We start from the raw sequence: 18,046 nt of genomic DNA, 5'->3' as shown, positions 1-18,046 counted from the left end.
AGAGACTAGCCGGCGCCGTCTGCCGCTCTGTCCCAGCTCTTATCGCGCGTCGGGAGAGTGAAAACCTGACCTGGATAGATGAGATCGGGATTGCGGATCTGGTCCTTGTTCGCCGCATAGATCGTCGTGTAGCGAATGCCCTGCCCGTAATTGCGGCGCGACAGCGTCCATAGATTGTCGCCGCGGCGGATGATGATGGAGCGCGGCGCGGCAAGCTCGCCGTCCACGGCAACCGACCCGCCGCTCGCGGTTCCGGCCGCCGGAACCAAAGCCCCATCTTCGAGGGTCCGCGTGAACGCCACTTCGGAGCGCGCCGTCACATCGGCGCCGGACGGGGCCAGCTGATCGGCGCGCACGGCGACCTCGCCTTCAGTCAGTTCTTTCGGCGACTGCACCACCCAGCGGCCGCCTTCATTGACCTGCGTCTCAGCGAGCGGCGCATTGTCGACATAGACACGCACCGTGGTGCCGGGCTCGCCGGCGCCGGCTACGTACATCGTACCGGAATCGGTTTCGACCGCCTCGACCGCAAGCTCCTGCTGTCCGGTGGCGGCAGCCTCGCCGCCCTCTTGCGCGATAGGTCTCGCCTCGGCGGGTGCGCCCTGCTCGTCGCGCCCATGCTCTTTTGGGGCACCCGCATCTCCGGTCTCGGAAGAGCCGCGCGCAACAGGATTGTCGGTATCGTCCAAAGAGGCGGACGCGATTTGCTCGTCTCTATCTGGTGCTTCGCCACCGGCCGTCGGGCGGGGCGCCACCAGAACCTCGCTTGCCCGGCCGGGCGCCTCGGCGACGACCAGAACATCGCCCTCCGGCGTTTCGGGCACCACGATCGCAACGCGCTCTTCCGCCTCTTCGGTGGATCCGCCCTCTTCCTGTGTCACGCGGAGGCTGAGATCGTGGCTGCCGGGTGCAAGCGGCCTTTCCGGAACGGCAACGAAGGAGCCTGCGGCATTGGCTTTCGCGGAGGCGACGACCTTGCCGTTGGAAAGAACTTCGACACGTGCATTCGGATGCGCACGGCCGGCGATCACCGCCTCACCCGTCGGCTCGACACGCACCACATCGAAGCCAATGCCGTCTTGCGTCTCGGATGCTTTGCCCGAGAGGGTTCCGGTCAAACCGAGCGGCGAAGCCGCTGAGGGAGACGTGGCCTCCCCTTCGCCGGTCGATGCGACGGCGCTTTCCTTGTCCGCCTTGTCACCCGGATGATTTTGGAGCCCTGCGCCTTCGCTGGTGTCCTGCCGGGCCACGTCTGTCGCCCGCCCCGCCTCGCCTGGGAGCGCGCCTTCAAGCGATTGATGCACGAACAAGGCGCCAGCGCCGAGCGCGATGAGGCCGGCGAGCACGGCAGCAAGGACGATATGCGGTGACGGCATGGCGGCGTTCCCGGCTTCGCACAAAAGCACAGCCGCCCCCCGCGGCGCACTTCGGCGAAGCTTATCCTTACGGAGGAAAGCTATGGTCAACAAGACGTTGCCGGCTTCTTGTCCGGGACGAAGACGATCACGCGCGTGTTTGAAGCGTGATCACGGACATCTCTGACGCCAATTGCAAGCTAACGGTCTTGCGAGAAACGCAAGCCACGGTGCGATGCGCTTGACGGTTTCCTCCGCCGGTGCAAAGCGGGACATATGAGCAAACTCGAAAATGTCTGCGTTTACTGCGGCTCGGCCCCCGGCCGCGAACCTTCCCATGCGGAAGCCGCTCGTGCCTTCGGGCGCATCCTGGCGGAAGAGAACATCCGCCTCGTCTACGGGGGCGGCTCGGTCGGGCTGATGGGCACGCTCGCCCGCTCGGTCCTCGATTGCGGAGGCGCCGTCACGGGCATCATTCCGCAGTTCTTGGAGGAACGGGAACAGCTTTTTGCCGACGTCACCGAACTCATCCTCACGACGGACATGCACGAGCGCAAGCGCACTATGTTCGAGCGCGCCGACGCCTTCGTCGCCCTGCCGGGCGGGATCGGGACCCTCGAAGAGGTCGTCGAGATGATGACCTGGGCGCAACTTGGCCAGCATCACAAGCCCGTCCTCGTGGCCAATCTCGGCGGCTTCTGGCAGCCCCTCATCAACCTTCTAGACCATATGCGCGACGAAGGCTTTATTCGGGAAACCTCCGACATCCGCTTCCTGGAGGCAGAAAGCGTCGAGGACATTCTGCCAAGCCTGCGCACGGCGCTTGCCGGCGAAGCGGAAAACGGCGACCGGCAGGCCGCCCATGCGGAGACCGTGCGCCGGATGTGACCGCGCCAAGGGCTTATGCGCCTCGGGCTCCGAGCGTGTCCCTTCGTCGCTCCGAACGGGAGATGGCGCAGGGAAAACCGCCTCGTAAATACGAAGTGCCGCTCCTATGTAATCGCCGCCACTTTTCGGAGGTTTTGATGCGCGCCCTTTTCGTCTTCCTTTTCGCTCTCACTCTGACGGCCCCGACCTTCCGTGCCGCCAACGCCGAAGAGCCGGACCTCATTTTCAGGAAGTCGACCGTCTTCAAGCTTTTGACGCCCGATCATACGCTTGCGACCTACGGCATCGACGACCCCGTCGTGGAGGGTGTGGCCTGCCATTACACCGTGCCGGAAAAGGGCGGCATCGGCGGCCTCTTCAATGTCGTGGAAGAACTCTCCGACGTGTCGCTCGCCTGCCGACAGGTCGGACCGATCACCTTCAAGGAGAAATTCGAGCAGGGCGATGAAGTGTTTCGCCAGCGCCGCTCGCTGATCTTCAAAAAGATGCGCATCGTCCGCGGCTGCGACGCCAAGCGCAATGTGCTCGTCTATCTCGTCTATTCCGACAAGATCGTCGAAGGTTCCCCGAAGAACTCCACCTCCACCGTGCCGATCATGCCCTGGGGCAATTCCCCGGCACCGAAATGCGGCGACTGGCTGGAAGATTGAGGCTCCCTCAAACCAGCTCCCCAATATCTTATGAAACCCGGCACTGCGCCGAGCTTCTCGATTGCGCGCTCAGCGCTGCAGCGAGCTGATCAGAACGATGCCGACGGCACCGCCGAAGCGGTCGGGCTTCGAAGGCATGCTCTGTGCCGTCACGACGGATGCCGAGATCAGGCCGACACAGGCGAGTGAGAAAAGAATGCGCGTCATCGTTGCCTCCAGCGTTGAAGCCAGAGGTATCAGGACGGCTTTGAACCCGGCCTGATCCGGCCGTTCAGCCACTATTCAGATCGATGAAGCGTTTCTGACCGCACCTGCTCTTGTCGCGGTCCCGCGCGGATCGCCGCCGCCACCAGGATGGCGAGCGTCACTGCGTTGAAGACGTGCCAGAAATAGTGCGTGCCGATCGGCAGTGTCGCGCAGATCGGTTGATCGGTCATGCGCAGGCACAGCGACAGGGCGAAGATGCCGGCCGCGGCGAGGATCAGGCGCGCCGCCGGGTGTCCCGCACGCCATAGAAGGAGGCCGACGCCGAGCATGGCGAGAAGCGCCGGCGCATAGCCGGCCGAGCCACCGAACAAGGGCCGCAGAAGCGGCTCGACCACGAAAGAGAAAGCGACAAAGGCAAGGAGCGCCACGATCGTCCAAGGCCAGGAAAGCCCGAAAAAGCGGCGAAGAGCGAGACCGAAATAGACATAGATGAAGACCGAGATCGGGACGACATCGGCCATCACCGACCAGCGATTGGCGAAGGTGTGGAAGAGAAAAGAGCCAATGCCGATGGTCGCGACGAGCACAATCAGCGAGAGGGCCGGGCCATCCTCACCGCCCGCGCGCTGCCAGCGACGGAAGGCCCAGAGGGCCGCGATCAAAAACGCGATGTTGGAGATCGCATTGAGCGGCTCAGCCCAAAAACTCGGGTCGGTGCGCTCGCAATAGATATCGATCGGCTCGGTCCAGTTCATGGCGCGAAGCTAGTCGGTCCGCACCGGACGCGAAACGGGTTTGGCATCACCTTAAGCCTTCCACACCTCCACTCTTGACCAAAACGCACGCCTCCGCGATAAGCGCAGCCATGAACGGCGACCGCGCGCTCTTCAGCGCCATCTGCATCTGCGGGATTATTATCGACTAGCGACAATCGCTGGTCAGGCCGTTCTCGTCTGAAAATTCCGCCACGAGTAACGCCCGGCCAGCCGGACGGGATACTCATGGCTGAACACGACATGGCTGACGGCGACACGCTCAACCAAGACAGCGCCTTCCGCGGCCTCAAGCTGCACAATACGCTGACGCGCAGGAAAGAGGATTTCTATCCTCTCGATCCCGACAATGTGCGCCTCTATGTCTGCGGACCGACGGTCTACGACTTCGCCCATATCGGCAATGCACGGCCGCTTCTCGTCTTCGACGTCTTATTCCGGCTTCTGCGCCATCTCTATGGCGCCGACCACGTCACCTATGTGCGCAACATCACCGATGTCGACGACAAGATCATCGCGCGCGCTGCGGCCGAATATGGCGAGCTTCCCTTGAACGAGGCGATCCGCAAGGTGACGGAACTCACCGAGCGCCAGTATCACGAAGACGCGGCGGCCCTTGGCGCCCTGCCGCCGACGCACGAGCCGCGGGCGACGGAAAACATCGAAGAAATGAAGACGATGATCGACGAGCTCATCGCCAAAGGCCACGCTTATGTGGCCGAGGACCATGTCCTCTTCGACGTTTCCTCGATGCCGGATTATGGCGCCTTGTCGAACCGGCGCCTCGACGAAATGCGGGCCGGTGCCCGCGTCGAGGTGGAAGCCTATAAGCGCGACCCGATGGATTTCGTTCTGTGGAAGCCGTCGGACGAAGGCGAGCCCGCCTGGCCCTCCCCCGGCGGTGTCGAGCGGCCCGGGCGCCCCGGCTGGCACATCGAGTGCTCGGCCATGTCGGCACGCTATCTCGGCACGACCTTCGACATCCATGGCGGCGGGCTCGACCTCATCTTCCCGCATCATGAGAACGAGATCGCGCAATCGCGCTGCGCCCATGGCAGCTCGGCGATGGCGCGCTACTGGATGCACAACGGCTATCTGCAGGTGGAAGGCGAGAAGATGTCGAAATCGCTCGGCAATTTCATCACCATCCGCGACGCCGTCAGCGAATGGCCGGGCGAGGCGATCCGGCTCGCGATGCTGACGACGCATTACCGCGCGCCGCTCGACTTCACCCACGACAAGCTCTCCGCGGCAAAGCGCACGCTCGACCGCTGGTACGGGTATCTCGGCGACATCGAGGCCTATGCCGGCGGCGCCAATGCGCTTCTCGATGGCGAGGGCTCCGTCGGCGCCGCTCTCAAAGACGACCTCAACACGCCGGAGGCGATCGCCCTCCTCCACCGCATCGGCGAGGGTGTCGCCGATGATCACGAGGGCGAGGAGAAGGCGCGCTTCAAGGCAGCGCTCAATCTTCTCGGGCTCGGTCAGCTCAGCGAAACCGAATGGAAGAGCTGGCGGCCGAAGGCGATGGCGCTCGGCGAAGACGAGATCGAAGAGCGGATCGCCGCACGCGCGGCCGCGAGAGCCGCCAAGAACTGGGCGAAAGCCGACGAAATCCGCGACGAACTCGCTGCCAAAGGCATCCAGCTCAAGGATCAGCGCGATCCCGCAAGCGGCGAACTCGTGACCAGCTGGGAGATCAAGCGATGAACGATCCGCGCGGGCTCAGAACACTCTATCCGCCGATCACGCCTTACGCGTCGGGCACGCTCGATGTCGGCGACGGGCATTCCGTCTACTGGGAGATCTCCGGCAATCCCGAGGGCAAGCCGGCCGTGTTCTTGCATGGCGGGCCAGGCGGAGGCTGCTCGCCGGCGCATCGCCGCCTCTTCGATCCGGAGCGTTACCGCGTTCTCCTCTTCGATCAGCGCGGCTGCGGCCGCTCGCGTCCCCATGCCGAGCTTGAAGCCAACACGACCTGGCATCTCGTGGAGGATATCGAGCGCTTGCGCGCCGTGATGGGCGTGGAAGAGTGGCTTGTCTTCGGCGGCTCCTGGGGGTCGACGCTCGCGCTCGCCTATGCGGAGACGCATCCCGAACGCGTCACCGAACTCGTGCTGCGCGGCATCTTCACCATGCGCAAAAGCGAGATCGACTGGTACTACCAGAAGGGCGCGTCGCTGATCTTTCCCGATCGCTGGGAGAAATTCGTTGCGCCCATTCCGGAAGACGAGCGCGACGACTTCGTCGCCGCCTATCGTCGCCGGCTGACGCATGAAGATCGTGCCGTGCGGGTCGAAGCGGCGCGGGCCTGGAGTGTTTGGGAAGGCTCCACGATCACGCTCCTGCCGGACGAAGCCGGCATTTCGCGCCACGACCAGGCCGATTACGCGCTCGCCTTTTCACGCATCGAGAACCATTATTTCAGCCATCTCGGCTGGTTCGAGGAAGGCCAGCTGATCCGGGATGCGCACAAGCTCAAGGATATTCCGGGCGTCATCGTGCAGGGCCGCTACGACATGGCCTGCCCCGTGCAGACCGCCTGGGAGCTGCATCGCGCCTGGCCGGAAGCGGATTTGAAGATCGTCGAAGGAGCCGGCCACGCTTTTTCGGAGCCTGGCATCCTTCACCATCTCGTCGAAGCGAACGATCGCTTTGCAGGAAAGCTCAGGTGATGAGCAACTTCGCCATAAGGGAGGCAGAGAGATGCCCGGAGAAACGATGAGCGGCGGCTGCCAGTGCGGCAAGGTGCGTTTTCGCGTGACCGGACCGCTCGGGGCCGGCTCAATCTGCCATTGCCGCATGTGCCAGAAGGCCTTCGGCGCCTTCTATGCGCCGCTCGTGTCCGTGAAGCCCGGCACGCTTGAATGGACGCGCGGGACGCCGGCCTATTTTCAGAGCTCCAATCATGTGCGGCGCGGCTTCTGCAAGGATTGCGGGACGCCCCTCACCTACGAGGCCCCGGATGGCATCGCGCTCGCCATCGGCGCCTTCGACGAGCCGGCGAAAATTCCGCCCAAAGTGCAGTTCGGCGTCGAGGGGAAGCTTCCTTTCGTCGATCACCTTACCGGCCTCCCCGGCCATCGCACCGAAAACGATCCCGAAGCTCCGGCCTTTCTCGCGGACATCGTTTCCTATCAACACCCCGATCACGACACGACCAGCTGGCCCCCGGAAGGAGGCGCGCACCAATGACCAAAGAACGGCTCTACCTTTTCGACACGACCCTCAGGGACGGCCAGCAGACGCCGGGCATTGATTTTTCGCTGGAGGAGAAGGCGGCCGTCGCGGCCATGCTCGACCGGCTCGGCATCGACTATGTCGAGGGTGGGTATCCCGGCGCCAATCCGGCCGATACGGAGTTCTTCCAGCGTCGGCGGACGCATCGTGCGGTCTTCACCGCCTTCGGCATGACCAAGCGCGCCGGCCGTTCGGTCGACAACGATCCCGGCATGCAGGCTCTCTTGCAGGCGGATTCCGCTGCCATCTGCTTCGTCGCGAAGAGCTGGGACTATCACGTGCGCGTCGCGCTCGGCGCCACCAATGAGGAAAACCTCCAAGGCATCCGCGAGAGCATCGCCGCGGCGAAAGCCTCCGGACGCGAGGCAATGCTCGATTGCGAGCATTTCTTCGACGGCTTTAAGGCGAACCGCGACTACGCCCTCGCCTGCGCCAAGACGGCGCTCGATGCCGGCGCGCGCTGGATCGTGCTGTGCGACACCAATGGCGGCACGCTGCCTGACGAAATCTCGGAGATCGTCCGGGACGTGACCTCGGTGGTGCCTGGCGATAAACTCGGCATCCATGCGCACAACGACACCGGCAATGCGGTGGCGAATTCGCTGGCGGCCGTCGATGCGGGCGTGCGCCAGATCCAGGGCACGCTGAATGGCGTCGGCGAGCGCTGCGGCAATGCGAGCCTCACCACCTTGATCCCGACCCTGATGCTGAAGCCCGCCTATCACGAGCGGTTCCAGATCGGGGTGACGCGCGAGGCGCTCGCAACGCTGACCGACGTGTCGCGCGCCTTCGACGAGATCCTAAACCGCACGCCCGACCGGCAGGCGCCCTATGTCGGCGCGTCGGCCTTCGCGACCAAAGCGGGCATCCATGCCTCGGCGATCGTCAAGGAGCCGGAGACCTACGAGCATGTGAAGCCGGAAGAGATCGGCAATCGGCGCCGCGTGCTGGTTTCGGACCAGGCCGGTCGCTCGAACCTTCTTGCCGAACTCGCCCGGTTCGGCCTCGAGGTCGACCGCAAAGATCCGCGCCTCGACGGTCTCCTCGCCGACATCAAGGCGCGCGAGGCGGCGGGCTACGCCTATGAGGCAGCCGATGCCTCGCTGGAGCTTCTCGCCCGCCGGCGTCTCGGCCATGTGCCGGCCTTCTTCGAAGTGGAAGGTTTTCGCGTTGATGTGGAGCGCCGCTACAACGCCGTGGGCGATCTCGTCACCGTGTCGGAAGCCGTCGTCAAGGTGAAGGTCAACGGCGAGCGGCGCATGTCGGTGGAGGAAGGCAACGGCCCCGTCAACGCGCTCGACCGGGCGCTTCGCAAGGATCTCGGCGATCTTTCCTCGGCCATCGAGGATCTCGAACTCGTCGACTTCAAGGTGCGTATCCTCAACGGCGGCACGGAGGCCGTGACCCGGGTTCTCATCGAAAGCCGAGACGGGGAAGGCAATCGCTGGTTCACCGTCGGCGTCTCGCCCAACATCATCGACGCGTCTTTCGAAGCGCTTCTCGACGCCGTCGTCTTCAAACTCGTGAAGACCACGCCGGAAATGCAGGCGGCTGCAGAATAACAAGCGCCGGCGCGGCGGCCATGCCGCCGCGCCACGGCCTTTCGTCTGCGATCAAGGCGTTGCAGGAGCCGGACCCGGCAGCACCAGATGCAGCATCATGGTGATGGGCGAGGCCGCGCCCATGACGATCGCCGTCGCTAGGCACAACAGGATCCAGACCAAGATCAGCCAGTGCTGGGTGAGCTTCATCCGGCGCGCCGACAGCCAGATGGTGAAATTGCCGATCACGCCGACGAGCGTGACGAGATAGGCGAAGAAGAGCTGCAGCCCCGGGCCAGCGAAATCGCCGTAAAGACCCGCGAGGATCGCAAGCGCCGGTACGATCAGAAGATTGAGGATCAGAAAGCCGCGCCACAACTGGGCGGCATTCGCAAACAACGGCGGTCGCTCGCCCGTTTCACTCATATCCGCTTCACCTCCTGTTCGATTGCCCCGAAGCACGACTGGCCGCGCGGATCCACCATCTCGATATGGACCACATCTCCGTCCGTCAGAAACCGCGTATCGGGATGGCCATAATCGACGGTTTCCATCATGCGCATCTCGGCGATGCAGGCATAGCCGTTGCCGCCCCAGGAAATCGGCCGTCCTGGTCCCCGCGCCGGATCGCCGTTCGACACCGCGCCCGCGCTGATCAGCGATCCAGCAGGAAGGCGCCGCGTGCAGGCCGCGTGGGCGATGATCTGCCCATAATCAAACGCCATATCGAGGGCCGGATTGAGGTCGCCAAACCGGCGCGTGTTGATGGTGACGAGAAGCCTGCCGGCCAGCTTGCCCCCCTGCCATTGGCGGCCGAATTCATCGGGCGTGACGGCGATCGGCGCAAAGCTCGCCGCCGGCTTCGATTTGAAAAAACCGAAGCCTTTGGCGATCTCGCTGGGCACGAGATGGCGTAGGGTGATGCAATTGACGAGCGCGATCAGCTTGATGTGGCGGAGAGCTTCCGAGGCACTCACCCCCGTCGGCACATCGTCCGTGATGACGGCAAGGCTCGCCTCAAAATCGAGGCCGAAGCCGCCGTCGAGTTCCAGCGCCTTTTCCGGCAGCATAATCGGTTCGCGCGGCGCCAGAAAACGGCTGGACGCGCCCTCCGAGATCAAGGGATCGACCCAGAAGCTTGCCGGCATGTCCTCCCCGCGGCCCCCATGCATGAGTTCGAGGTGGCGCGTATAGACGGAGGCCTCGGCCCATTGATAGGCGCGCGGCAGCGGCGCAAGGCAGTTCGCCGCCACTAGAGGCCGGCCCTCGATCTGGCCGATATCGAGCCTGACGGCGAGCGCCCGCAATTGCGGCTCCGCCTCCTGCCAGCGATCGAAAGCTTCCTGCATCGTCCCGGCGATACCACCAGCCGGCGTGTAGCGGCGGTTGTCGGCGGAGACCACGACAAGGCTTCCATCCCGGCTGCCGTCGTTGAGCGTGGCGAGCCTCATCGCGCGCTATCCCCCGTCTCTGCGCCAAGTCGGATACCGAGGTCATCGCCGCGCAAGGTCAATGCTCGCGCCGCAACCGTTTCGCCCACATGGTAGTCCTCACCCCGCGATCTCACTCGGCATGCCGACCACCCGTTCTCGCCGTCTTTTCCTTCCGGAGTCGGCGCGAACAGGCCTTTTCCCGCATCTCACCTAGGCCATTCACGCGCAGTTCAGGTGACGTCTGCTAAGTTTGGCCAATCTTTGAGAATTATAAAGTACCTAGGTAGGTCGGAGACAGGCATTGCGAAAAGCAGCCAGTTTGATCACGGCGTCTTTTGCCGCCGCGGTTCTCGTCGCAGCGACGCAACCTGCCGCTGCGCTCACCTGCGAGGGCCTCGAAGCGGAGCTTGCGCGGCTGGAAAGCCAGGCGGCGACACCCGATCCGCGCGCGCAGGAGTATCGAGAGGCCTGGCAGGAGCAGGCGGCCGTTCTGCAACAGGCCGAAGACCGGGCGGCGGCAGCCGGCTGCCTCGGGGGCGGATTTCCCTTCGCGGAAGGCCCGGCATCGCGCCAGTGCGCCGACATGATCGGGCAGATGCAACGGATGCGCGCCAATCTCGACAGGCTCGAGGCGCTTTCCATGCGCTATGACCGCCCGCAGGATCTGCGCCGGGCCGACCGCGTGCGCGAGCTTCTCGTCCGGCGCGGTTGCGGCATTGAACCCTTCATGGCGCGGGAGCCTGTCTATCCAGAACCCGCGCCTGGAATCCCCGAGCCGACCTTCGCCCCGTCTTTCGGGGGCAGCTACCGCACATTGTGCGTGCGCCGCTGCGACGGCTATTATTTCCCGATCAGCTTCGCCACGACGGCCGAGCGTTTCGCGCAGGACGAGGCCGCCTGCCAGTCCATGTGTCCGGGCGGCGATGCGGAGCTCTATTATCAGCCAAGCGGCGACGACAATCCGGCCAATATGATGTCCTTGTCGGGCGAGCCTTACGCGGCCCTGCCCAATGCGCTCGACTATCGCAAGGAAGTGAGCGCCGCCTGTTCCTGCCGAAACGGCGACAGCAATTTCTCCATCCTCGCGACGCCGCGCCCCGACGCGGCACCTGGCGCGCAGCCGCAGATGTCGCGGCCCGAGAGCCTGCCGCAGGCGCGTCCGGACGCCCCCGATATCGCGACCTTGCGCGGCCCGTCCAATCCCACCGCGGAAGAGCCATCCGAGGACGGCAACGACACGCCCACAACGGCAACGGAAGATACCGCGCCGGCAGGACCGGATACGGCGGCGCAGACGCCATCCGAGAACGAAGAGAGTGCGGGAAGCGGCGCCTCGGAGCCTGAAAACGGCGACACGAAGGAGACGGCCGCGAAGACCACTTCCACACCGGACGAAGACCTCTCCAGCTCAGGCTCCGGCAAGGCCGCAACCGGCAAGAGCGACGAGGCTACGGGGTCTCAGTCCCGGAGCAAGGTGCGCATAGTCGGGCCAGTGTATTGGGGCGGCCCAAAAAAGGAAGGAGTTCTCGTAGCTCCGGTCCAGAAGTAACGCCCGTCAGCGCGCGGCGAAGCGGCAGGAAAAGCCCCTTGCCGCGCCGGCCGGTCTTCTCTTTCACGGCCTGCGTCCAGGTTCCCCAGGTGGTCTCGTCGAAGGGTTCCTCGGGCAGCAGTTCAGCCGCTTGCCGCAGGAAGTCCGCATCCTCCGGCTCGATCGCCGGCTCGATGGGATCGCGCACGACCCGCCACCAGAAGGCGGCGTCGGCGAGCTTCTCAATATTGCCCTGGACGGCATGCCAGAAGGTTTCGCCGCCCTTGACGCCCGCCTCCTCCAGCCGTTCCGACACGGCCTCATAGGGCAGATGCGCAAGAATGCGTGAGTTGAGGTTCTTCAACTCGCCGACGGAGAAGCGCGCCGGGGCGCGGTTCACCTTCGTCGGATCGAAAAGCGCCACGAGCTCGGCAAGGTCGTTCACCGGCTGCACCGACTGGCCGGTGCCGATGAGGCTCGCATAGGCGGCAAGCGCCACCGCTTCGATGCCATCGCGACGGAGCGCCGCCAGAGACAGAGATTCGTAACGCTTGGAAAAGCCCTCGCCCGCCTCCGTCTGCAACAGATTGTGGTGACCGAAGGCCGGCGGCGTCGCCTGAAGCGCCTCGAAAAGCGCAAGCTGCACGCCGGTATTGGTCACATGGTCGTCGCCGCGCAGGACATGGGTGACGCCCATATCGCGATCATCGACCACGGAAGGCAGCGTATAGAGAAACGTGCCGTCGCCGCGCACGAGCACGGGATCGGACAGAGACGCAAGATCGACGGATTGCGGGCCACGGAAGACGTCTTCCCAGCTCCGCTCGGTGCGCACGGTCGCGAACGGGTCGTCGGAGAAATTCGGCAAAAGAAACCGCCAATGCGGCTGTCTTCCCTCCGCCTCGAATGCTGCCCGCTCTTCGTCGGTCAGCTTCAGCGCCCGGCGGTCGTAGACCGGCGGCAGGCCGCGGCCGAGCCGGCGCTTCCTTTGCCGCTCCAGCTCTTCCGGCGTCTCATAACAGGGATAAAGCAGCCCGGCGGCCTTCAGCGCCTCGGCCGCCTCTTCATACGATGCCAGCCTGAGTGACTGACGCTCGATGCGGTCCGGCGAAATCCCGAGCCAGGCGAGATCCTCCTCGATCGCATCGGCGAATTCGCGCGTCGAGCGCGCCTCGTCGGTGTCGTCGAAGCGCAGGATGAACTTTCCACCCTCTTTCTGGGCGAAGAACCAGTTGTAGAGCGCAGTGCGGGCGTTGCCGGCATGAATGCGGCCGGTCGGCGACGGCGCGAAACGAACGATCGGAGAAGCCATGGCGAGGGGACTTAGCTTTTCGCCCGCCAAGGCGCAATCACGACGAGAGCTGTTCTGACCTGCAAAGGCCGTGGAAGACTATTCCGCATCCTCGTAGGAACGCTTCGGCCCTTCGATCGCGAGGCGGTCTTCATCCGTCTCGTCGTCATGCTTCGAGCGGCGGCGCGCCTCTTTCATACGTTCGCGGATTTCCAGCATCGCACGGATCCGCTCGACCCGGTCGATCCTGGAGGCCGTCACCTTCATGTCGCCCGACATTTCCGTCTCCTGGTCACGCCGCCCCGACCCTCGAGCTTGGGGCGGAAGGGCGATGACGAAGCAAACGATGCAGGCAAAAGATAGATCTGATCCTGCCGTTGCACTCTAATCGGGGAAGCTTGCGCGAGGCTTGCAGCAACCTCTGAGGAACCACAGCGATCTTGCTTTATCCACGCCCCATTTTGACTTTGAACAATTCAAGATAGCGCGAGTTGTATTCCTTGCGCGAGCATTATCGCGACGACATTTGAGAGCGAGAGGAGATCAGACGATGTGGAGCCGTAGCCTATATCTTGCCGCAGGCCTCCTCGCCGCCACCGCTTCGGCCGCTTTCGCCGATGCGTGCACCGACCCGAATGCCCCCTGTCCGGTCGACGAGCGTCTCGATATGGCCGGCATCGACAATCCCGCCGAGGCGCGCGACTTCCTGAGCCATTTGCAGGAGGCGACGCGCTCAGACGATCATGACGCGCTTGCCGCCATGATGCGCTACCCGCTGAATGTCTACGGGCCGGACGGTGCCCAGAGCTATGCCGATCGCGACGCGTTTCTCGCCGCCTTCGACGACATCTTCACGCCCGGCGTGCGTTCGGCGATCGAAGATGCGAGCTACGGCGCGCTCTTCATCCGCGATCAGGGCGCGATGATCGGCAATGGCGAAGTCTGGTTCGACAAGAGCGACGGAAAAATTCTCGTCAAGACGATCAACCCGCCGGGCTGACCCGAGGCGAGCCCTCACACCGCGTCGCGCCAGCCGTTGACGATCGGATAGCGCCGGTCGCGGCCGAAGTTCTTGGACGAGATTTTCACGCCGGGCGCTGCCTGCCGCCGTTTGTATTCGGCGATATAAAGAAGCTTCTGCACCCGCTTCACCGTATCGGCCTCGTAGCCCTTTTCGATGAGTTCGGCGGCGCTTTCCTCGCGCTCCACCAGGCCCTGAAGGATGCCGTCGAGGATCTCGTAAGGGGGAAGCGAATCCTGATCCTTCTGCCCCTCCCGCAACTCTGCCGTCGGGGCCTTGTCGATGATGTTCTCCGGAATGACGACGCCCTCTGGCCCGAGGAGACCGTCGGGGCGGTTGTCATTGCGCCAGTGCGACAGACGGTAGACCTCGGTCTTGTAGAGATCCTTGATCGGGTTGAAGCCGCCGTTCATGTCGCCATAGAGGGTCGCATAGCCGACGGACATTTCCGACTTGTTGCCGGTCGTCACGACCATGGAGCCGAACTTGTTGGAGATCGCCATCAAGAGCGTCCCGCGGACGCGTGACTGGATATTCTCTTCCGTCACGTCCGAGGGATGGCCGGCAAAAAGCTCCTCCAGCATCCGGTCGAAGCCCTCGACCGCCTCGGCGATCGGCACGATGTCATAGCGCACGCCGAGCGCCTCGGCGCATTCCTTGGCGTCCTTGAGGCTCTCCGACGAGGTGTAGCGGTAGGGCATCATCACGCAATGCACGCGCTCCGGCCCCAGCGCATCGACGGCAATCGCGGCACAGATCGCAGAATCGATGCCGCCGGAAAGCCCCAGCACGACGCCCGGAAAGCGGTTCTTGCTGACGTAATCCTTGAGCCCCAGAACGGAGGCGCGCCAATCGGCCGTCATCTGGTCCGACAGCCGCGCCATCGGGCCTTCACGGCATGTCCAGCCCGCGTCGCTGCGCTCCCAGAGGGTGAGCGCCACGGATTCCTCGAACTGCGGCATCTGGAAAGCGAGCCGACGATCGCGCTCGAAGCCGAACGAACCGCCATCGAAGACGAGTTCGTCCTGACCGCCGACCTGGTTCAGATAGATCATCGGCAGGCCGGTTTCGACGACGCGCTCCAGGGCCACCTGCATGCGCACGTCCGGCTTGATGCGCTCGTAGGGCGACCCGTTCGGCACGATCAGAAGCTCAGCCCCCGTCTCGGCCAGACATTCCGTCACCTCGTCGGTCCAGATGTCCTCGCAGATCGGTATGCCAAGGCGCACGCCGCGAAAGCCGATGGGGCCGGGCAGCGGGCCGGCATCGAAGACCCGCTTTTCGTCGAAGACGGCATAGTTGGGCAGGTCGACCTTATGGCGCAGACCGATCAATTCGCCGCCATCGGCAAGCGCCACGGAATTATGAAGGTTGCCGTTGTCGCGATAGGGAAGCCCGATGAGAATTCCGGGGCCGCCGTCCGCCGTGGCCGCCACGAGTTCATCGAGAGCCTCCAGGCAGGCATCCTGGAAGGCGCGTCGAAGCACCAGATCCTCCGGCGGATAGCCGGAGAGGAAGAGCTCGCTGTAGACGATGAGATCGGCACCCGCTTTCGCGGCCTCGCCGTGCGCCTTCAGCGCCTTCTTCAGGTTGCCGGAAACGTCACCCACGATCGGGTTGAGCTGCGCAAGGGCGATGCGCAGAGTGTCGGTGGTCATGAAGCCCCTCTCCCTCTGACCCCTGTCAGTTAATCCCGCGGCGCTTCAGCAGCAATGGCTGAAACGGTCGAACGGTCAGGAGCCCGCGAGACGAGGGGCCGGTCGGGAGCGTGACCGAGGTCGGCCGGATCAGTGCAGCCAGCCAAAGCGCTCGATGACGGCAACCGCCCAGATGAGCCCGCCAAGGGAGAGTGCAAAAAACACGGCAGCGGATGCGATGTCCTTGGTCACACGGATCGCCTCGTGATGCTCGGGCGTCACGTGGTTGCACAGGCGCTCGATCGCCGTGTTGAGGAGTTCGACCGTCAGGATGAAGAAGAGCGAGCCGACCATGGCAAGCCAGATCCACGGATTGCTGGCGATGAAGAAGGAGAGCGGCACGCCGATCGCGAGCACGGCCATCTCCTGCTGCACGGCCGCTTCGGTTCCAATCGCATTCTTCAAGCCGCGCATGGAATTCGAGGACGCCGACATGATCCGCTTCAGCCCGCCCTGTCCGGGAAGGGCGGCCTGGCGTTTGCGGTTTCCCGCGACGGAATCGCGGCCCTGTCTCGGCGTCTCGTTCACGGGCATCTCACCTCGGCTATGTCGACTACTCGGCTTAATCGCGACCGTCGAACTGCGGTTCCCCGGCAGCTATCTGGTAATAGTCGCCCTTCTCCGCCACGAAAACATGCGCTTCGGTCTTAAGACCCGTCTCGCCGTCGAGTGCTCCGGCAGAAAAAGCCACGTCTTCACGGCCTTTTCCTTCAAAGAAGAGAAGCGATCCGCATAATTCGCAGAAGCCACGGCGGGCCTCCGCCGTGGCCTGGTACCAGCGCACATATTCCGTGCCGACGATTTCCATGTCGGCCTTCCTGGCCGCACTCGTCGCCCAGAAATGCCCCGATTGCTTGCGGCACTGGGTGCAGTGGCAGGAAACGACCTGGCGCACTTCTCCGGAGACGGAGAAGCGCACCGCGCCGCACAGGCAGCTGCCGGAAAGTTCGGTCATTCAGGCCGAAGCGCGCTGACGCGCTTCGCGGCTCATCCGATCCTTACGCAGCAATTCGGCAATCAGGAAAGCAAGCTCCAGCGCCTGATCGGCGTTGAGGCGCGGATCGCAATGCGTGTGGTAGCGGTCGGAGAGATGCTCCACCTCCACCGGACGCGCGCCACCCAGGCATTCCGTCACGTTCTTGCCGGTCATCTCGATATGCACGCCGCCGGCATGGCTTCCTTCCGCCGCGTGGATGGCGAAGAAGCTCTCCACCTCGCCGAGGATCGAGCTGAAAGGGCGCGTCTTGTAGCCGTTCGCCGCCTTCACCGTGTTGCCGTGCATCGGGTCGCACGACCACACGACTTTGCGGCCCTCGCGCTCCACCTTGCGGATGAGCTTCGGCAGATACTTGCCGATCTCTTCCGAACCGAAGCGGGTGATGAGGGTGAGCCGGCCCGCCTCGTTCGTCGGGTTCAGGATATCGATGAGCCGCAACAGCCCGTCGGCATCGAGCGAGGGACCGCATTTCAAACCGATCGGGTTCTTCACGCCCCGGCAGAATTCGATATGCGCATGATCCGGCTGGCGCGTGCGATCGCCGATCCACAGCATATGACCCGACGTCGCGTACCAGTCTCCGGAGGTGGAATCGACCCGCGTCAGCGCCTGCTCGTAACCCAAGAGCAGCGCCTCGTGGCTGGTGAAGAAATCCGTCTGGCGCAGCGAAGGCGTCGATTCGGCGTCGAGCCCGATCGCGTGCATGAAGCCGAGCGTCTCGCTGATCTGATCAGCGAGCGCCTGATAGCGGGAGGCCTGTGGGCTGTCCTGGATGAAGCCCAGCATCCATTGGTGCACATGCTCCAGATTGGCGAAGCCGCCCTGGGCGAAGGCGCGCAGAAGATTGAGCGTCGCGGCCGACTGCCGGTACGCCATTTCAAGGCGCATCGGGTCCGGCTGGCGCACGGCATCCTCGAACTCGATACCGTTGATGATGTCGCCGCGATAGGTCGGCAGCTCGAGATCGCCCTGCTTTTCCGTCGGCGCGGAGCGCGGCTTGGCGAACTGGCCGGCGATGCGGCCGACCTTCACCACCGGCGAACGGCCTGCAAAAGTCAGAACCACGGCCATCTGCAGGAAGACACGGAAGAAATCGCGAATGTTGTCGGCGCCATGCTCGGCAAAGCTCTCGGCGCAATCGCCGCCCTGCAAGAGAAAAGCGCGCCCCTCGGCCACTTCGCCGAGATGCCGCTTCAGCTTGCGGGCTTCGCCTGCAAAAACGAGCGGCGGATAGGCGGCAAGGCGGCCCTCGACACTGGCGAGAAGCTCAGGATCTGGATAATCCGGCACCTGCTCGATCGGCCGGGATCTCCAGCTCGACGGCGTCCACTTCGTTTCCATCGCACCAACTTTCAAAAAGACGGCCCATATGGCCGGAACCCCGATCCTCGTGACCGGCGGCAGTTCGCCGCAACGCTATCGCCC

Annotated in this window: 19 protein-coding genes; 8 read left to right on the top strand and 11 right to left on the bottom strand. The window is 64.0% G+C overall.

What is annotated here, in order from left to right:
* Window positions 1-5: 5 nt before the first annotated feature.
* Window positions 6-1,376 carry a LysM peptidoglycan-binding domain-containing protein gene (locus tag L0F51_RS19055; RefSeq protein ID WP_234630730.1) on the bottom strand — a complete coding sequence of 457 codons (1,371 nt, stop codon included), beginning with the start codon at window positions 1,374-1,376 and terminating at the stop codon, window positions 6-8.
* 255 nt (window positions 1,377-1,631) lie between these two features.
* Here L0F51_RS19055 and L0F51_RS19050 point away from each other — a divergent pair, with 255 nt between their 5' ends.
* Together L0F51_RS19050 and L0F51_RS19045 are read left to right on the top strand one after the other, a co-directional pair.
* Complete coding sequence (locus L0F51_RS19050) at window positions 1,632-2,243, top strand: TIGR00730 family Rossman fold protein (RefSeq protein WP_234630729.1); 612 nt, start codon at window positions 1,632-1,634, stop codon at window positions 2,241-2,243.
* A 137-nt stretch (window positions 2,244-2,380) separates the two neighbouring features.
* The gene (locus tag L0F51_RS19045) at window positions 2,381-2,893 is read left to right on the top strand and encodes a CreA family protein (protein WP_234630728.1); all 513 of its coding nucleotides are present in this window, start codon (window positions 2,381-2,383) and stop codon (window positions 2,891-2,893) included.
* Window positions 2,894-2,962: 69 nt separating this feature from the next.
* On the opposite strand, the gene L0F51_RS19040 is transcribed toward L0F51_RS19045, so the two are convergent.
* Both L0F51_RS19040 and L0F51_RS19035 read right to left on the bottom strand, forming a co-directional pair.
* Window positions 2,963-3,100, bottom strand: a complete 138-nt coding sequence (locus tag L0F51_RS19040; RefSeq protein ID WP_234630727.1) for a hypothetical protein — start codon at window positions 3,098-3,100, stop codon at window positions 2,963-2,965.
* 71 nt (window positions 3,101-3,171) lie between these two features.
* On the bottom strand, window positions 3,172-3,855 hold the full coding sequence (locus tag L0F51_RS19035; protein WP_234630726.1) for a ceramidase domain-containing protein: 684 nt from the start codon (window positions 3,853-3,855) through the stop codon (window positions 3,172-3,174).
* 246 nt (window positions 3,856-4,101) lie between these two features.
* Between L0F51_RS19035 and cysS the strand changes: the two genes are divergently transcribed.
* From cysS to cimA, 4 genes are read left to right on the top strand one after another with little or no spacing between them, the layout of a single operon-like run.
* Complete coding sequence (gene cysS, locus L0F51_RS19030; RefSeq protein ID WP_234630725.1) at window positions 4,102-5,583, top strand: cysteine--tRNA ligase; 1,482 nt, start codon at window positions 4,102-4,104, stop codon at window positions 5,581-5,583.
* Window positions 5,580-6,548, top strand: coding sequence for a prolyl aminopeptidase (gene pip / locus L0F51_RS19025; RefSeq protein ID WP_234630724.1), 969 nt, complete (start codon window positions 5,580-5,582; stop codon window positions 6,546-6,548). The genes cysS and pip overlap by 4 nt, the downstream gene beginning before the upstream one ends.
* Before the next feature lie 31 nt (window positions 6,549-6,579).
* Window positions 6,580-7,068 carry a GFA family protein gene (locus L0F51_RS19020; RefSeq protein WP_234630723.1) on the top strand — a complete coding sequence of 163 codons (489 nt, stop codon included), beginning with the start codon at window positions 6,580-6,582 and terminating at the stop codon, window positions 7,066-7,068.
* A complete protein-coding gene (cimA, locus tag L0F51_RS19015) occupies window positions 7,065-8,675 on the top strand; it encodes a citramalate synthase (RefSeq protein WP_234630722.1) in 1,611 nt (536 codons plus the stop codon). Before L0F51_RS19020 ends, cimA begins: the two co-directional genes overlap by 4 nt.
* 51 nt (window positions 8,676-8,726) lie before the next feature.
* On the opposite strand, the gene L0F51_RS19010 is transcribed toward cimA, so the two are convergent.
* Together L0F51_RS19010 and L0F51_RS19005 are read right to left on the bottom strand one after the other, a co-directional pair.
* Entirely contained in the window at window positions 8,727-9,080 is a 354-nt protein-coding gene (locus tag L0F51_RS19010; RefSeq protein ID WP_234630721.1) for a hypothetical protein, read from the bottom strand.
* Window positions 9,077-10,105: a fumarylacetoacetate hydrolase family protein gene (locus L0F51_RS19005; RefSeq protein ID WP_234630720.1), complete on the bottom strand. Its 1,029-nt coding sequence runs from the start codon at window positions 10,103-10,105 to the stop codon at window positions 9,077-9,079. The genes L0F51_RS19010 and L0F51_RS19005 overlap by 4 nt, the downstream gene beginning before the upstream one ends.
* 301 nt (window positions 10,106-10,406) lie before the next feature.
* Here L0F51_RS19005 and L0F51_RS19000 point away from each other — a divergent pair, with 301 nt between their 5' ends.
* Entirely contained in the window at window positions 10,407-11,636 is a 1,230-nt protein-coding gene (locus tag L0F51_RS19000) for a DUF2865 domain-containing protein (RefSeq protein ID WP_234630719.1), read from the top strand.
* Here L0F51_RS19000 and L0F51_RS18995 read toward each other — a convergent pair.
* On the bottom strand, window positions 11,536-12,927 hold the full coding sequence (locus tag L0F51_RS18995) for a glutamate--tRNA ligase (RefSeq protein ID WP_234630718.1): 1,392 nt from the start codon (window positions 12,925-12,927) through the stop codon (window positions 11,536-11,538). The genes L0F51_RS19000 and L0F51_RS18995 overlap by 101 nt on opposite strands.
* A gap of 78 nt (window positions 12,928-13,005) precedes the next feature.
* The gene (locus L0F51_RS18990) at window positions 13,006-13,185 is read right to left on the bottom strand and encodes a hypothetical protein (protein WP_128292923.1); all 180 of its coding nucleotides are present in this window, start codon (window positions 13,183-13,185) and stop codon (window positions 13,006-13,008) included.
* A 271-nt stretch (window positions 13,186-13,456) separates the two neighbouring features.
* Between L0F51_RS18990 and L0F51_RS18985 the strand changes: the two genes are divergently transcribed.
* Complete coding sequence (locus L0F51_RS18985) at window positions 13,457-13,906, top strand: hypothetical protein (protein WP_234630717.1); 450 nt, start codon at window positions 13,457-13,459, stop codon at window positions 13,904-13,906.
* 14 nt (window positions 13,907-13,920) lie between these two features.
* Here the strand turns inward: L0F51_RS18985 and L0F51_RS18980 are convergent, their stop codons facing one another.
* From L0F51_RS18980 to L0F51_RS18965, 4 genes are all read right to left on the bottom strand, one after another.
* Window positions 13,921-15,585, bottom strand: coding sequence for an NAD+ synthase (locus tag L0F51_RS18980; protein WP_234630716.1), 1,665 nt, complete (start codon window positions 15,583-15,585; stop codon window positions 13,921-13,923).
* Between the two features lie 129 nt (window positions 15,586-15,714).
* Window positions 15,715-16,152 (bottom strand): diacylglycerol kinase, encoded by a 438-nt coding sequence (locus tag L0F51_RS18975; protein WP_234630715.1) that lies wholly within the window; start codon window positions 16,150-16,152, stop codon window positions 15,715-15,717.
* Between the two features lie 34 nt (window positions 16,153-16,186).
* A complete protein-coding gene (locus L0F51_RS18970; RefSeq protein WP_234630714.1) occupies window positions 16,187-16,579 on the bottom strand; it encodes a GFA family protein in 393 nt (130 codons plus the stop codon).
* Complete coding sequence (locus L0F51_RS18965; protein WP_234630713.1) at window positions 16,580-17,962, bottom strand: class II 3-deoxy-7-phosphoheptulonate synthase; 1,383 nt, start codon at window positions 17,960-17,962, stop codon at window positions 16,580-16,582. It abuts the gene before it with no gap.
* Window positions 17,963-18,046 lie beyond the last annotated feature (84 nt).

It is taken from the genome of Afifella sp. H1R (genome assembly GCF_021462425.1).
Taxonomy (GTDB): Bacteria; Pseudomonadota; Alphaproteobacteria; order Rhizobiales; family Afifellaceae; genus Afifella; species Afifella aestuarii.
This window is presented reverse-complemented; position numbering and strand designations above follow the sequence as displayed.

What these genes read in the sequence shown, in the direction of transcription:
- L0F51_RS19055 (WP_234630730.1), bottom strand. Translation starts at nt 1,376, where the DNA reads ATGCCGTCACCGCATATCGTCCTTGCTGCCGTGCTCGCCGGCCTCATC.
- L0F51_RS19050 (WP_234630729.1), top strand. Translation starts at nt 1,632, where the DNA reads ATGAGCAAACTCGAAAATGTCTGCGTTTACTGCGGCTCGGCCCCCGGC.
- L0F51_RS19045 (WP_234630728.1), top strand. Translation starts at nt 2,381, where the DNA reads ATGCGCGCCCTTTTCGTCTTCCTTTTCGCTCTCACTCTGACGGCCCCG.
- L0F51_RS19040 (WP_234630727.1), bottom strand. Translation starts at nt 3,100, where the DNA reads ATGACGCGCATTCTTTTCTCACTCGCCTGTGTCGGCCTGATCTCGGCA.
- L0F51_RS19035 (WP_234630726.1), bottom strand. Translation starts at nt 3,855, where the DNA reads ATGAACTGGACCGAGCCGATCGATATCTATTGCGAGCGCACCGACCCG.
- cysS (WP_234630725.1), top strand. Translation starts at nt 4,102, where the DNA reads ATGGCTGAACACGACATGGCTGACGGCGACACGCTCAACCAAGACAGC.
- pip (WP_234630724.1), top strand. Translation starts at nt 5,580, where the DNA reads ATGAACGATCCGCGCGGGCTCAGAACACTCTATCCGCCGATCACGCCT.
- L0F51_RS19020 (WP_234630723.1), top strand. Translation starts at nt 6,580, where the DNA reads ATGCCCGGAGAAACGATGAGCGGCGGCTGCCAGTGCGGCAAGGTGCGT.
- cimA (WP_234630722.1), top strand. Translation starts at nt 7,065, where the DNA reads ATGACCAAAGAACGGCTCTACCTTTTCGACACGACCCTCAGGGACGGC.
- L0F51_RS19010 (WP_234630721.1), bottom strand. Translation starts at nt 9,080, where the DNA reads ATGAGTGAAACGGGCGAGCGACCGCCGTTGTTTGCGAATGCCGCCCAG.
- L0F51_RS19005 (WP_234630720.1), bottom strand. Translation starts at nt 10,105, where the DNA reads ATGAGGCTCGCCACGCTCAACGACGGCAGCCGGGATGGAAGCCTTGTC.
- L0F51_RS18995 (WP_234630718.1), bottom strand. Translation starts at nt 12,927, where the DNA reads ATGGCTTCTCCGATCGTTCGTTTCGCGCCGTCGCCGACCGGCCGCATT.
- L0F51_RS18990 (WP_128292923.1), bottom strand. Translation starts at nt 13,185, where the DNA reads ATGTCGGGCGACATGAAGGTGACGGCCTCCAGGATCGACCGGGTCGAG.
- L0F51_RS18985 (WP_234630717.1), top strand. Translation starts at nt 13,457, where the DNA reads ATGTGGAGCCGTAGCCTATATCTTGCCGCAGGCCTCCTCGCCGCCACC.
- L0F51_RS18980 (WP_234630716.1), bottom strand. Translation starts at nt 15,585, where the DNA reads ATGACCACCGACACTCTGCGCATCGCCCTTGCGCAGCTCAACCCGATC.
- L0F51_RS18970 (WP_234630714.1), bottom strand. Translation starts at nt 16,579, where the DNA reads ATGACCGAACTTTCCGGCAGCTGCCTGTGCGGCGCGGTGCGCTTCTCC.
- L0F51_RS18965 (WP_234630713.1), bottom strand. Translation starts at nt 17,962, where the DNA reads ATGGAAACGAAGTGGACGCCGTCGAGCTGGAGATCCCGGCCGATCGAG.